This window comes from Bacteroidota bacterium (genome assembly GCA_016720935.1).
GTDB lineage: Bacteria > Bacteroidota > Bacteroidia > AKYH767-A > 2013-40CM-41-45 > JADKJP01.
The window spans coordinates 301,805-315,530 of the sequence record JADKJP010000007.1 but is presented as its reverse complement, the minus strand read 5'-3'; the positions used below and the strand labels follow the sequence as shown (position 1 = coordinate 315,530).

General features: G+C 40.6%; 11 protein-coding genes and 1 tRNA gene. 4 read left to right on the top strand and 8 right to left on the bottom strand.

The window, feature by feature from the left end:
• Window positions 1-122: 122 nt before the first annotated feature.
• Both IPP86_15560 and IPP86_15555 read right to left on the bottom strand, forming a co-directional pair.
• Window positions 123-1,307 carry a glycosyltransferase gene (locus IPP86_15560; protein MBL0139920.1) on the bottom strand — a complete coding sequence of 395 codons (1,185 nt, stop codon included), beginning with the start codon at window positions 1,305-1,307 and terminating at the stop codon, window positions 123-125.
• Between the two features lie 63 nt (window positions 1,308-1,370).
• Window positions 1,371-3,527 (bottom strand): cation-translocating P-type ATPase, encoded by a 2,157-nt coding sequence (locus IPP86_15555; GenBank protein ID MBL0139919.1) that lies wholly within the window; start codon window positions 3,525-3,527, stop codon window positions 1,371-1,373.
• Window positions 3,528-3,675: 148 nt separating this feature from the next.
• On the opposite strand from IPP86_15555, the gene IPP86_15550 reads away from it, so the two are divergent.
• Window positions 3,676-3,751 (top strand) — tRNA-His (locus tag IPP86_15550).
• A gap of 156 nt (window positions 3,752-3,907) precedes the next feature.
• Here IPP86_15550 and IPP86_15545 read toward each other — a convergent pair.
• From IPP86_15545 to IPP86_15535, 3 genes are read right to left on the bottom strand one after another with little or no spacing between them, the layout of a single operon-like run.
• Window positions 3,908-4,444 carry a DUF255 domain-containing protein gene (locus tag IPP86_15545; protein ID MBL0139918.1) on the bottom strand — a complete coding sequence of 179 codons (537 nt, stop codon included), beginning with the start codon at window positions 4,442-4,444 and terminating at the stop codon, window positions 3,908-3,910.
• A gap of 60 nt (window positions 4,445-4,504) precedes the next feature.
• Entirely contained in the window at window positions 4,505-4,939 is a 435-nt protein-coding gene (locus tag IPP86_15540) for a hypothetical protein (protein ID MBL0139917.1), read from the bottom strand.
• A gap of 6 nt (window positions 4,940-4,945) precedes the next feature.
• Complete coding sequence (locus IPP86_15535) at window positions 4,946-6,712, bottom strand: peptide MFS transporter (protein MBL0139916.1); 1,767 nt, start codon at window positions 6,710-6,712, stop codon at window positions 4,946-4,948.
• Between the two features lie 144 nt (window positions 6,713-6,856).
• On the opposite strand from IPP86_15535, the gene IPP86_15530 reads away from it, so the two are divergent.
• The 3 genes from IPP86_15530 to IPP86_15520 all read left to right on the top strand — a co-directional run bounded on the left by IPP86_15530 (window position 6,857) and on the right by IPP86_15520 (window position 9,499).
• A complete protein-coding gene (locus IPP86_15530; GenBank protein MBL0139915.1) occupies window positions 6,857-7,609 on the top strand; it encodes a toxin-antitoxin system YwqK family antitoxin in 753 nt (250 codons plus the stop codon).
• A gap of 95 nt (window positions 7,610-7,704) precedes the next feature.
• Window positions 7,705-8,814, top strand: coding sequence for a tRNA 2-thiouridine(34) synthase MnmA (gene mnmA, locus IPP86_15525; protein MBL0139914.1), 1,110 nt, complete (start codon window positions 7,705-7,707; stop codon window positions 8,812-8,814).
• Window positions 8,801-9,499 carry a hypothetical protein gene (locus IPP86_15520; GenBank protein ID MBL0139913.1) on the top strand — a complete coding sequence of 233 codons (699 nt, stop codon included), beginning with the start codon at window positions 8,801-8,803 and terminating at the stop codon, window positions 9,497-9,499. The genes mnmA and IPP86_15520 overlap by 14 nt, the downstream gene beginning before the upstream one ends.
• Window positions 9,500-9,562: 63 nt before the next feature.
• On the opposite strand, the gene IPP86_15515 is transcribed toward IPP86_15520, so the two are convergent.
• The 3 genes from IPP86_15515 to IPP86_15505 form a co-directional block, all read right to left on the bottom strand.
• The gene (locus IPP86_15515; GenBank protein MBL0139912.1) at window positions 9,563-11,050 is read right to left on the bottom strand and encodes a glyceraldehyde-3-phosphate dehydrogenase; all 1,488 of its coding nucleotides are present in this window, start codon (window positions 11,048-11,050) and stop codon (window positions 9,563-9,565) included.
• Between the two features lie 115 nt (window positions 11,051-11,165).
• On the bottom strand, window positions 11,166-12,029 hold the full coding sequence (locus IPP86_15510; protein MBL0139911.1) for an RNA polymerase sigma factor RpoD/SigA: 864 nt from the start codon (window positions 12,027-12,029) through the stop codon (window positions 11,166-11,168).
• 199 nt (window positions 12,030-12,228) lie between these two features.
• Complete coding sequence (locus tag IPP86_15505; protein MBL0139910.1) at window positions 12,229-13,680, bottom strand: Do family serine endopeptidase; 1,452 nt, start codon at window positions 13,678-13,680, stop codon at window positions 12,229-12,231.
• Window positions 13,681-13,726 lie beyond the last annotated feature (46 nt).

Sequence of the window (13,726 nt, the reverse complement as noted above, 5' to 3'; positions counted from 1 at the left end):
ACAAAAGAAACCATGTTTTTACTGTCATAATCAAGCCTTTCTGTCATTGGAATGTCACTTTAAGACTTTCCCGGCTAAAGCCAAAGAAAATCCTTCATTCAGCCTCTAAAATCCTGAGTTTTTTAAGAAAATGATTCTATTGCTTTCGTATAAACTTTTTTGAAAAGTGAAGCAGCGTTTTTGGAACTAAAATGCTCTTCAGCATAGTTACGAATTAACTGCTGCTGAAATTTGCCGGGTTCAGAAAGTAAGTTTAAAATTGCTTCCCTTAATTTTTCAGGATCATCAACCGGAATTAAAATTCCGGTTTGTTCCGTAACAAATTCTTCAGGACCTCCACACCGCGTTGCGATAACGGGCTTTCCACAACTCATTGCTTCAGCACAAATCAATGAAAATGTTTCATACCGGCTATTCACCACAAGAAAATCACATTGCTTGAGATAATCATATACTTCTGAATTATTTTTTTGACCCTCAAAAAAAACTGTGTTCCCGAATAATCCTAGTTGCTTCGAATATTTTATTAAGTCCTCCTCATCTTTTCCGCCTCCAACAATTTTCAACTCAACATTTTTATGAATGCTTTGAATATCCTTGAAAACTTCCAACACTCCCCTGATATTTTTTATCTCATCAACCAGATCCGCAACGATCAGTATTTTGGTTTTTGTTCCTTCCCAAATACGTTTTACAGGAGAGGCCGCAGCTTCAGTATCAATAATATTAGGAATAACAACAAATGGATTCCGGAATCCCGAAGCATTCATTTTCTTTTTTAAAAATTCTGAAACAACTGTCCCGCCCTGAGCTCTGTTAGTGAAAAAAGTACTCAGTGTTTTTCTAAGCCATGACTGATGCTGATATCGACCGGTTGCATAACCCGACCATTGCTCACTCACGATATAAGGAATCCTGAATTTTTTGGAGAGATACCAGCCAAGAATAACCGGACGTAACAAGATATAGGCATGGATGAGGTCAGGATGAATTCCTTCTTTTGTGATGGAATGCATTGTATTTTTCCATGCCTTATAATAACGAATGGCATTCACCACCGGTGAAAACAGCGATTTACTTTTTGGATAATATACAAGATATTCGGTAATACCCTCCTCGCGTTGCACAACCGTTTCTGTCTTTGTGACGGAGCCATTTTCAAATGACTGAGCATAAAATACAACTACATCTGCGAACCCTGAAATTGCCTTAACCTGTTTTTGAATAAAAACACCCAGCTGTGGATCGTATCGGTTAGGATACCATTTGGTAATCAGAAAAACGGTTTTTCTTTTTTCGCTATTCATGTCCGGCTGAAGATCCAAAGATAGAATGATTTTTCAGGAAAAATATTTTGGATGAATCAAGCTTCAGGAATCGATTTTTTTTGCACGCAGGCGGACGGAGTTTCCGATAACGACTACATCTGAAAAAGCCATCGACAAAGCTCCGATCATCGGACTCAGGTAACCAAAAGCTGCAAAAGGTATTGCGACTACATTGTAAAAGAAAGCCCAGAATAAGTTTTGCCGGATAGTTTGATAAGTCGCTTTTCCAATATTTAATGCTTGCAATAGAATACGCAGATCTTCCTGATGTAACAAAATAACCTGAGCTGATTGAATCGCCACATCTGTCGCGTTGCTTAGTGAAATTCCAATGGTTGCTTTGGTCAATGCAGGGGCATCGTTGATTCCGTCTCCGACCATTGCTGTAGGTCCTGATTTTGTGAAGGATTCAATCAGATCAAGCTTTTGCTTTGGTAATTGCTCACTGTATACCCGTTCAATTCCCAGATGAGCCGCAAGATTTTCACATGCGGATTTTCGATCTCCACTTACCAGAATAACTTCAATACCTTTTGACTTTAGAGCTGCAATAGTCTCTGCAGCGCCTTTTTTAATTTCATCTTCAAGATCAATCGTCGCGATGAGCTCATTATTTTTCAAAATATAAATGTTGTGAGTCAAATCATTGTGAAAATGCCTCACCATCTGGTAGGAACCAATGCTATACAAATCGCCATTTAAATCTGTCGCGTTAATTCCAATCCCTTTGTCCTCCTTAATTTCTTTCCATTCGATTTTAACCTGATTGTCTCCCGTCGGTTTCAATTCCTTTGTCAGTGACAATGCAATAGGATGAGAGGAGTGTTTTTCAAGAGAGTATGCGATCGCCCGGATATCTTCTTCTTTTCCCTGTAGTACATTGATTTTTGAAATTTTAAATTTCCCTGTAGTCAGAGTGCCGGTTTTATCAAAAACTATTGTTTTAATTTTTGAAAATGATTCCAGCGTTTGTCCCCCTTTGATGAGAATGCCATTTTTCGCCGCACGTCCGAGGCCGACCATCACAGCCGTTGGCGTTGCTAATCCCATCGCGCAGGGACATGAAATTACCAGCACTGCAATTGCGTTCATCAAAGCATTTTGGATAATCAGGTCAAACATAAAGTGACTGATAAAAAATGTCAGAACACTAATGCCAACTACAGCAGGAACAAAGATCGCGCTGATCTGATCACCTAACTTTTGAATCGGTGGTTTGCTATGCTGTGCGGTTTTGACCATTTCAATGATATGCGCAAGTGTGGTTTCTCTTCCCACATGTTCGGCAATCATCCTGAAATTTCCCTTTTCTACCAATGTGCTCCCGGTAACTTTTTCACCCTTTTCTCTGCTCAAAGGCAAACTTTCGCCCGTAATCATGGATTCATCGATGAGTCCGTTTCCCCAGGTAATTTCACCGTCAACAGGAACTTTATCACCACTATTCACTTGTAATAAATCTCCTTTTTTGATCAAATGAATAGGAGTGTCAATTTGAGTTTCAAGCCCGTTTTCAATCACAATTTTTTTTGCAGAAGAAACCTGGAGTTGGTTCAAATCCCTCAGAGCGGAAGTGGTTCGTTGGATGGATTTGTGTTCGATCACATTACCTAAAAACACAAGGGTGATTATCGTAGCGGATGTTTCAAAGAATAAATAATTATGCAATTCCGGCTTTCCATAATAGAGGAACATCCCCGCGCAGCTGTATACAAATGCTGAAGTGGATCCGATCGCGATTAAAACGTCCATATTTGGAACACCCGCACGGATAGATTTCCAGGCGCTGACTCCGAAATGCCAGATGCCAATACTTATCACCGGCAGACATAAAAATAACTGGATCATTCCATTGCCAAGAATGGAATGGGGCAATACCATGTTCAGCAGCAGAGGGATGGTAAAAAGCAGAGAGACATAGAATTTCCAATTGATATTTGAGTGATCATGTTGATCAATTTCTTCCGTGTGGTTTTCAGTGCTTGCATCCGATCTGCCGGTTACCCTGTAACCAAGTCCATTGATATCGGCAATAGCCTGCATAATCTGATCTCCGCCAACTTCCTCAAATTTTACTTCCCCGGCAAGAAAATCAACACGTACATCTTTGAAGCCACGTTTTTGTAATGTACGGGTGATGGTTTGAGCACAATTTGCGCAATCCATTCCCTCCACATTCAACTGAATTTCTTTCTCCATTAGCTTTTGCAAAGGTACTGTTCTCCCTTGATTTCCTTTTCTCCATGTTTTCTGTTTAACATGAATTACATCGAAATCACTTTCTTTCTTGTGTGAAAAGAATAAATGAATATTTTTGCAGCCCTGTTCGGGATAACCGGACAAATACGGTGATTGTAGCTCAGCTGGTTAGAGCGCTAGATTGTGGATCTAGAGGTCGTGGGTTCGAGCCCCATCTTTCACCCGAAACGCTGATAGTCAACTATCAGCGTTTTTTTTTGGTGTTTTTTAACCTTGTTTACATCAACTTTGAAAAACGGATAATGTGATTACTTATGGATCCGAATTTGAGAAAATGTATAATTATATGAATGCCAGTATTATACGTAGTTAATCAAGAGCTATTTAATATTCTCCCTCACATAATCGTCCCATTTTGTTGTCTTATAGAGGTCTTCAGCGAAATATTTTAAAACTGGTAAAAGTTGCTTTTCAGTCATATAACCTGCTACAGGACCAATTGGATCAGATTTTTCATCCAAATAGACGGATGTGGGATAACTCATTTGTCCATTCAGGAAGATTGCTGCAATTTCATTCGCCCTGTATTCAGGTTTGAATACATACGACTTGTCCTTGAAAACAATGGTGTCTTTGGTTTCAGCATCCAGTTTTACCGCGTAATAATGTTGGTTCATATATGCTACTACTTCCGGATCTTCAAAAGTTGTTGCATCCATTCGCTTGCACCATCCGCACCAACCGGTATATACGTCAATAAATATTTTTTTGGGTTGGGATGAAGACTTGGTCAAAGCAGATTTAAAATCCATCCATTCTATACCTGCTTTTTTCTTCCCTGATTCCTGAGAATGAACAGGAGAAATAAGAAAGCATGAAACGAAAAGACTCAGAAGTATTTTTTGAATAACAGACATAGTACCGGTTTTGATGGATAACGTGAAAACTTATTTAAAATTCTTTTGATTTACACGAATTTAAGTATTCACAAGATGCAAAACAAGCATTTCCAAATGTTGAAATAATTCATCTTTTTTATTCAAAAAATTGAAGTTCCATCTTACTGAAGCAGAATTGTGTTCAGGATGAAGTGTGTATTCTGTTATCACAACTTTACAACGAACAGTCTCACCCGCATAAACAGGTTTTAGAAATCTCCAGTTATCCACAGCAAGTCCTGCAAGCACTGATTTACCAAACCTGGGTATCCACACATTTTTATAAAAATGATGAAATGGATGTGGTCCACTCGCAACGATATCCTTGAAAAAATGTTGACGTGCTGCTTCTTTGCTCAGATGAAAATCAAGTGGATCATATGCTGTCGCAAAACGAATGATATCTTCTTCTGTAAAAACAACAGTGCCGAAGTCGAATTCGTCTCCGGCACTGAAATTATTTTTTTCCTGCATTTGAAATTAATTTACTCCATGCATCATTTTAATCAGCTTCTTATACAATCCGAGCAGGATTAAGGCAGCAGTGCCACTGAGGACGATAAATACGCAGAAGAAGATAAACAAATTGGAAATTTCAATGCCAAGGAAACTTGGGATCTTGGCTGCTTCAGCTGGTGCTTCTCCTGCGCCTGGAGGAATCAGAGCGCTCAATGTTCCTGCGAACTTGTTCGCAGCGGCATTCGCAAGAAACCATGTACCCATCATAAGTGATGAAAGTCTTAATGGCGCAAGTTTACTCACCATACTCAATCCGATAGGTGATAAACAAAGTTCACCCATGGTATGCACAATATACAATGCGAAGAGCCAGAACATCGCGATCTTGGTGGATGGATCAATACCATGTACTGCATAAGCAATGATCACATAACCCAAGGCAACAAGTCCTAAACCCATTGCCATTTTCAAAGGAGAGGAGGGCTCCATGTTGACTTTTGCCAGCTTACCCCAAAGCATCGTAAACACAGGCGCAAGAACAATAATCGCTAATGGATTAATGGACTGGAACCATGATGCCGGGAATTCTGACTGATGAAAATCGTTGATGTAACCGGTAAATGTGAGCGCTACAAGAATTCCTGCAGCGATAACCTGGATCAGAAGGATATTTTTCTTACTCCATTCAAAAAACCAACCAAATGCTTTGGCCAGATAGTAGGAGAGAAGTACAGTAAAACCGAGAATTACAAATTTGCTGATATTGATGCTTACGGCCCGGTCTACCTGTTGATCCGCGAACAAAGTGAGAGAAGCTCCTGCCTGTTCGAAACAAGCCCAGAAGAATACCACGAAGAAAGCAAGAATGAAAACTACTATAATCCTTTCGCGTTCATCTTTTGTAAGGCTCTTATCTGAAAGAATGATTATCGGCATAAGAATGATGGATGCGTAGATCAGATAGGCCACCAGGTCCATGTTCGCAAGGGTGTGAGCAAACGTATTTGGATCAGCAACGGCACCGGCACCAAAGATGGCAGCCATGATTGTCTGAAAATTCAGGAGGAAATAAATCAAACCAATAGATCCGATGATTACCGCGTAAGTTTTAAGATCCATTTTAGCCTTAGGCATACCCAATGGATTTCCATCAGGATCTTTCAGGTGTTTGTTTTTCAGAACTTCAAAGGACAAGGTGCTGACCAACATTCCAATCGCAGCTGCAAGAAAACCGTATTTAAAATCAGCAATGTTTCCCGTATCTCCAAGCGTACCACATACCAAAGGGGAGAAGAACGCCCCCATATTAATTCCCATGTAGAAGATGGTAAAAGCACCGTCAATCCGGGAATCATTCTTTGGATACAATTGTCCAACCATTGTCGAGATATTCGGTTTGAAGAATCCGTTTCCGACAATCAGAAGTGTCAAACCAATCCACATAAAGGAAACAGCGCTCACACTTTGCGCGCCATCCGTCACCAGACTTCCACTCAGGTACATCAGGAACTGTCCTGCAGCCATTAAAAGTCCGCCTACAAGAATACTCCTGCGGTTTCCCCAGAATTTATCGGAAATGTAACCACCTAAAAGTGGTGTCAAATAAACAAGCCCGGTAAAACTGCCGTAGATGTTTGAGGCAAGTGCTTTGTCCATGAACAAAGCCTTCGTCATGAACAGAATGAAAATCGCCCGCATCCCATAGTAACTGAAGCGTTCCCACATTTCTGTAAAGAACAACAGGTATAACCCACGTGGATGACCAGAATTGGAACTGTTTGTATTCATAGTAGATTGGATTTTGCAGGACGCAATGTAATTAAATTTTCCAAAGACAAAAGGTTCCGGAAACCAAAGAACACGACAATAGGAAGGCCGATTTTTCGTTTGAATTGTTCATTCTATTGTCTTAAGAACTATATCTTTGCCTTCATGAAATTCATCCGTATTAACGCTGTTGTATTTTACCTGTTGATGTTGACATTCAATTTGTCAGGACAAACTTTCCAGGTTTTTAAAGGAGATACTATCAACAGGCTTGATGACAAAGGACAGAAACAGGGGCTCTGGAGGAAATATTACCCGACGGATACGTTATTTTCTGAAGGCAAATACAAAAACAACATTCATATTGGAACTTTCAATTCGTATCACAAGAATGGAGTGCTTCAGGCAAAAATGATTTATCGTGGAATGTCAGATGTATGTCTTGCTGAAATTTATAGTGATGCCGGTAAGCTCAAGGCGAAAGGAAAATACATTGATAAAAACAAAGACAGTCTTTGGACATATTTTGGTGAAAGCGGAGGTATTTCTGCGACTGAATTTTATGTAAAAGGGAAGAAAGAAAATGCATGGAAAGTGTTTTTTCCGAATGGTAAAATTTCACATTTAACTACCTATAAGTCGGATGTAAAGCATGGGCCTTACAAAGAGTTTTATGAAAGTGGAAATATTAAGGTAGACGGATTGATGAAGAAAGGCGAATTTGAAGGGACTCTGACAATGTTTTTCGAAAATGGGAAAATATCTCAAAAAGGCAAGTATGTAAATGGACTTCGAGAAGGTTCCTGGTTGATCTATAAGGAAGATGGAGAGAAGATTAGGGAAGATCTATACAAAGCCGGTATTTTACTTAACCCTGTTCCTGAAGAAAAGGAAGTTCCCATTCCTGAGGTAAAGTAATTTTTTTTACGTTTTGAAAGCGTATCTTTGCCAAACTTAAGGCCTGAATAACAGGCTTTTCCTCGATTTTATTTTAACAATTCAGCATTCGCCAAATGAGTAAAAAAGGCAGGGTTTTAATGGCCATGAGTGGAGGCATAGATAGTTCTGTTTCTGCAATGCTTTTGCATGAACAGGGTTATGAGGTGGTGGGAATGACCATGAAAACCTGGGATTATAACTCATCCGGTGGAGGGAAAAAAGAAACAGGCTGTTGTTCACTGGACTCAATCAATGATGCCAGATCAATTGCTGTAGAAAAGGGATTTCCACACTATATCATTGATATCCGTGAAGAATTCGGAAATCATGTAATCGATAACTTTGTTGATGAATACCTGGCAGGTCGAACTCCCAATCCTTGTGTTAAATGCAATACACACATCAAATGGGATGCTTTGCTGAAAAGAGCCGACATGCTCGATTGCGAATTTATCGCTACCGGCCATTATGCCAATGTTCGTGAATTGAATGGAAGATATGTCGTGAGTAAGGGGAAGGATGAATGGAAAGACCAAAGCTATGTACTCTGGGGTGTTTCTCAAGAGTGCCTTTCCCGAACTATATTTCCTGTTGGAAATTTCCACAAACCGGAAATCCGTAAAATGGCGGAAGAAATGGGATTCCATGAACTTGCACAAAAACCCGAGTCTTATGAAATCTGTTTTATTCCCGATAATGATTACCGTGCTTTCTTGAAAAGAAGGGTAGAAGGCATAGAAGAAAAGCTCGCTAATGGCTTATTTGTGAATACAAAAGGCGAAAAACTTGGTCATCACAGAGGGTATCCATTTTATACAATCGGACAAAGAAAAGGTCTTGAGATCGCTTTAGGTGACCCTGTTTATGTAATTGATATTAAGCCTGATACGAACACTGTTGTGCTGGGTTCCTTTGAGGATCTTCAAACGCAAGATATGTGGGTAAAAAGCCTGAACTTTATAAAATTACCTGCGTTAGACCAACCTACTGAAGCTCTTACCAGGATTCGTTACAAGGACAAAGGAGCGCACAGTACTTTGGTGCAAGACGGTGATCGGGTGAAGGTAACTTTTCACGCTCCGGTTTCCGCGGTAACACCGGGTCAAAGCGCTGTATTTTACGACGGAGACGATGTGATTGGAGGAGGCTTCATTGAGAAGCAGGTTCCACATGAACTCAATTAATTTTATTTCTTTCAGAGTACTTTTTTTCCTGTTTGCTCTGGGGATGATGCAGGCATGTAAAAAGGAATCCATTAAACCTCCTTCTCCTTCCTTCAATTATTTTCCAACAGAAAAAGGGAAATGGGTGGAGTACGATGTAGATTCAATCTACCATGCCGAGAACGATAACAACAATGACGATTCTGTCTATGCCTATCATTTTCAGATACGGGAAGAATTAGATACAACTTATAGTGATGGTCAGGGGAGACCTACCCAGGTGCTTCTTCGTTACAAAAGAAATTCGGATGGCGAAGACTGGGTACTTGTTTCAGTCTGGACACAAAACTTATCGCTGTCCAGCGCATACAGAACAGAAGACAATATCCCTTATCACAAGCTGGCATTTCCTATAAATGGTTCTACGACCTGGGATGGCAATGATGCCAATACGAATGAAGAGGAAATGTACGAATATGAAGACTTTCACATTGAGAGATCTTTCGGTAGTTTTGATTTTGATTCTACACTTTCCGTTTTACAGAGAGATGAAGACAATTTTGTTGAAAGGATTTACGGACAGGAAATTTATGCAACCGGTGTAGGTATGGTATTCAAAGAACGTGATGATCTCGGAAAAAGAAATGGAATCGTCGTAAAAGGACTTGAGTACAAAATGACTCTTCGTGATTTTGGTCCACGATAAATTACTTAGTCAAAAAAAAATCCGGCTTATTATAAGCCGGATTTTTTTTTGACTGTTTTTTAATTAATAATAGCGGAGGCGTATAACATCCGCAAGATATTTGGCATAACGGATTACCTGACGGCTGTAACCGTATTCGTTATCGTACCATACATACAAAACCATGCTCTTGTTATCTTTCGAAACAATAGTCGCCGGACTGTCTACAATTGAAGCGCAAGGGTTTCCGACAAGGTCTGAAGAAACCAATTCATTTGAAACGGAGTATTGAATTTGTTCCACCAGCTCACCGCTCAAAGCGGCATCGCGCAGAATTTCATTCACTCCATCTTTCGATGTTTCTTTTCGTACAGTGAGATTCAAAATGGCAAGTGAGACGTCAGGGGTTGGTACACGCACCGCGTTACCGGTCAATTTGCCGGCAAGCGGAGGAAGTACTTTTGCTACGGCTTTATCCGCTCCGGTTTCAGTAATCACCATGTTGAGAGCAGCTGAGCGGCCACGTCGGTATTTCGCGTGGTAATTGTCAAGAAGGTTCTGGTCGTTGGTATAAGAGTGGATAGTTTCAATATGTCCTCTTTCAATTCCAAGTGTTTTTTCAATAACCGCCAGCACCGGTACAATAGCGTTGGTTGTACATGAAGCTGCGGAGAACACCGTTTCTTTGTGGTGATCAAAATTCCCTTCATTCACACCATACACAACATTCGGAACGTCACCTTTTCCGGGAGCGGTAAGAAGGACTTTGGAGACTCCCTTAGAGCTCAGATGTTTACTGAGGCCTTCACGATCCCTGACCACACCTGTATTATCAATGATCAATGCATCGTGGATTCCGTATTTCGTATAATCTATTGTAGCAGGATCGTTAGCGGCAATCATATGAACGGTATGTCCATTCACAATCAACGCTTTGTTTTCATAATCTTCAATCACGGTACCGGGAAAAGATCCGTGAACCGAATCATTACGGAGAAGATCCCCACGCTTGGTTATATCTTCATCACTATTGTTACGGGTAACGACTGCACGTAAACGGAGTTGTTCTCCTTTTCCGGCCTGGGATATAAGTTCACGCATCAGCAAACGGCCGATACGACCAAATCCGTAGAGCACAACATCTCTTGGAATCATTACTCTTTTCTCTTTTCCAATAAATGTGTTGAGTTTATCTCCGATAAATTCAGTTGCTGATTTGTAATTCTTGCGCTCCTGAAGCCACTCTGCAGTGAGACGGCCAATGTCGATTCTGGATGGAGCCAGTTCAAGTTTGTTCATTTCTTTGGCAAGAGTCAAAGTTTCCAGGACATTGATTGGCTTTTTCACAACTTCTTTTGAATACTGGTGCAGATTCAGAATTTCACTTGCACTGCGATCAACCAATTGATTTCGGAAAAGAACAAGTTCCACTGATTTGTCAAACCAAAGAGCACCTGCCACATGTATCAGGGCAATTGCCGCTTTTTCCAGTTGAATCCAATCCGCTAATTCGGATTCGTATTTGTCTTTGTGATTTACTTTCGGATCATCTTTTACACTATCAAGTGCCATGTTTGCTAAGTTTTATGTTGATGAATGAGGAATGGTTTTAAATAAGATCAGCTTTCACCGAAGATGAAAGCTGATCGCAATTGCCGGCAAGCCGGCGGGATAGGGAAGGTGTAGATTATCCCAGATAAGCTTTCAATAGACGGCTGCGGGATTTGTGACGCAGGCGACGTATTGCTTTTTCTTTAATTTGACGTACACGTTCACGGGTAAGATCGAATTTCGCTCCGATTTCTTCCAGTGTTAATCCGTGTTGCATTCCGATTCCAAAAAATAATTTTATTACTTCTCTTTCACGCTCTGTAAGTGTACTGAGTGAACGCTCAATTTCTTTTTGAAGCGATTCATTCATCAACAGATTATCAGCACGTGGAGAATCGTGATTTTCTAATACGTCGATCAGACTATTGTCTTCTCCCTGAACAAAAGGAGCATCCATCGAAACGTGTTTACCACTCACACGCATCGTGTCCGCAATTTTTTCAGTCGGGATGTCCAGAATCTTGGCAAGTTCTTCCGGAGAAGGCTCACGCTCAAATTCCTGTTCAAGTTTGGAGTATGCTTTTGAAATTTTATTCAATGAACCAACCTGGTTCAATGGTAAACGTACAATACGGCTTTGTTCGGCCAATGCCTGGAGAATACTCTGACGAATCCACCATACAGCGTAGGAGATAAATTTAAATCCACGGGTTTCATCAAAACGTTTAGCCGCTTTAATGAGTCCAAGGTTGCCTTCATTGATCAAATCCGGCAGACTCAAACCCTGATTCTGGTATTGCTTCGCTACCGAAACAACGAAACGAAGGTTGGCTTTGGTAAGACGATCAAGTGCATTCTGGTCACCTTCCTTGATTTTACGCGCAAGACGAACTTCTTCTTCCGCTGTGATCAATTCTTCCCGACCGATCTCCTGGAGATATTTTTCCAGAGATTGGCTTTCCCGGTTGGTGATGGATTTGGTTATTTTTAGCTGACGCATAGCTCGGTTTCTCTGTTAATTCCTTGAAAAATTAATAAATAATGAAGAAAAAAGTACTTTTTCTATAAAAGCAAATGTACCATTTTAAGAAAGGCGAAGCAAGTTTTTGTCAACATCCGGTTAATAAGTCTGCTAAATTGTTGATAAAAAAGGAGGTCTGAAATGACCTCCTTTTAAAGGTAACAATCAACAATTTGAATCAAATTCCAAACCCGTAGTAGGCTCTTAATCCGTTTGGATAAATTCCTTCAACCAAAACACCGCCTTGTTTAGTTTTTAAGGCATTGTCAATATCTTCCATGGTTCGCACTGGCTTTTTATCAATGGAGGTAATGATAAAGCCTTCACGGATGCCTGCACTTCTGAGCTTCCCTGGCATCAGTTTGGATATTTTTACCCCACCCTGAATTCCCAGTTTTGCCTGGTCATCTTTGCTGATGTTTTCGAATGTCCCTCCAAGTAAATTTAAGACCTGGTCGTTTTTAACGACTTTTGTGTCGCCGTCTTTGTTTCTCAGGACTACAGCAAAAGTTTTTTCTGATCCATCTCTGATGACTGTAACATTCACTTTGTCACCCGGACGGAAACGACCTATTTGTTCCTGAAGCTGAGGAGTTGAGTTTACACTCACTTCTCCAACCTTTGTGATGATATCTCCTTCTTTGAGTCCGGCTTCAGAAGCTGCACCGCCTTCGCTTAATCCGGCGACATAGATACCCTGCGTTTCTTTCAGCCCTTTTTCATCGGCGAGTTTGCTGTCCACATCACGAATGCTCACACCTATAAAACCTCTTTGTACATTACCGAATTCAACCAAATCATCCATGACTTTTTTAACGAGGTTTACCGGGATTGCGAACGAATAACCCGTATAGGAACCGGTATTGGAGGCAATCGCAGAGTTAATGCCTACTAATTCGCCTCGTGTGTTAACCAGGGCTCCACCACTGTTTCCGGGATTTACCGCGGCATCTGTTTGAATGAATGATTCAATTTTAAATTGGTCCGGAAGGATTCCGATATTTCTGGCTTTTGCACTCACAATACCCGCAGTAACAGTTGATGTGAGATTGAACGGATTGCCTACAGCCATTACCCATTCTCCAACTTTCAGAATGTCAGAATTTCCATAGGGTACATAGGGTAGACCTTTCTCATCAATTTTCAATAAAGCGAGGTCAGTTGAAGGATCTGTTCCGACAACTTTAGCATTAAAAGTGCGGTTGTCATTCATTGTGACTTCCACCTTTTCAGCATTTTCAACAACATGGTTATTGGTGACAATATATCCATCATCAGTGATGATAACGCCTGAACCGGATGATTCTTGTTGTGGTGCTTGTTGTGGTCTTCCCCAGAAATCAAAAGGATTGTACCCAAAAGGGCTAAAACCCATATTTTTATTTGCATAAAAAGTTTTGACGTGCACTACTGCATGTACAGTCATATCTGCTGCCTTTGTAAAATCAGGTAAGGCAGCATCCACTGCATTCGGCATATTTACATATTGGACACCGGCATTGGATGAATTGTTCTTTTGAGAGATAGAAAAACCGGTGGAAGAGGACGAGGAGTAGATATATGCGCCTGCGGCTCCACCCAAACCTGCTATCAACAGGAAACTGATTGCTTTTTTGAATTGACGAATCATATGCTTTCGGATTTTTTTCGGTTTTTGACAAAATTTATGCCATCAA

What these genes read in the sequence shown, in the direction of transcription:
- IPP86_15560 (MBL0139920.1), bottom strand. Translation starts at nt 1,307, where the DNA reads ATGAATAGCGAAAAAAGAAAAACCGTTTTTCTGATTACCAAATGGTAT.
- IPP86_15555 (MBL0139919.1), bottom strand. Translation starts at nt 3,527, where the DNA reads ATGGAGAAAGAAATTCAGTTGAATGTGGAGGGAATGGATTGCGCAAAT.
- IPP86_15545 (MBL0139918.1), bottom strand. Translation starts at nt 4,444, where the DNA reads ATGTCTGTTATTCAAAAAATACTTCTGAGTCTTTTCGTTTCATGCTTT.
- IPP86_15540 (MBL0139917.1), bottom strand. Translation starts at nt 4,939, where the DNA reads ATGCAGGAAAAAAATAATTTCAGTGCCGGAGACGAATTCGACTTCGGC.
- IPP86_15535 (MBL0139916.1), bottom strand. Translation starts at nt 6,712, where the DNA reads ATGAATACAAACAGTTCCAATTCTGGTCATCCACGTGGGTTATACCTG.
- IPP86_15530 (MBL0139915.1), top strand. Translation starts at nt 6,857, where the DNA reads ATGAAATTCATCCGTATTAACGCTGTTGTATTTTACCTGTTGATGTTG.
- mnmA (MBL0139914.1), top strand. Translation starts at nt 7,705, where the DNA reads ATGAGTAAAAAAGGCAGGGTTTTAATGGCCATGAGTGGAGGCATAGAT.
- IPP86_15520 (MBL0139913.1), top strand. Translation starts at nt 8,801, where the DNA reads ATGAACTCAATTAATTTTATTTCTTTCAGAGTACTTTTTTTCCTGTTT.
- IPP86_15515 (MBL0139912.1), bottom strand. Translation starts at nt 11,050, where the DNA reads ATGGCACTTGATAGTGTAAAAGATGATCCGAAAGTAAATCACAAAGAC.
- IPP86_15510 (MBL0139911.1), bottom strand. Translation starts at nt 12,029, where the DNA reads ATGCGTCAGCTAAAAATAACCAAATCCATCACCAACCGGGAAAGCCAA.
- IPP86_15505 (MBL0139910.1), bottom strand. Translation starts at nt 13,680, where the DNA reads ATGATTCGTCAATTCAAAAAAGCAATCAGTTTCCTGTTGATAGCAGGT.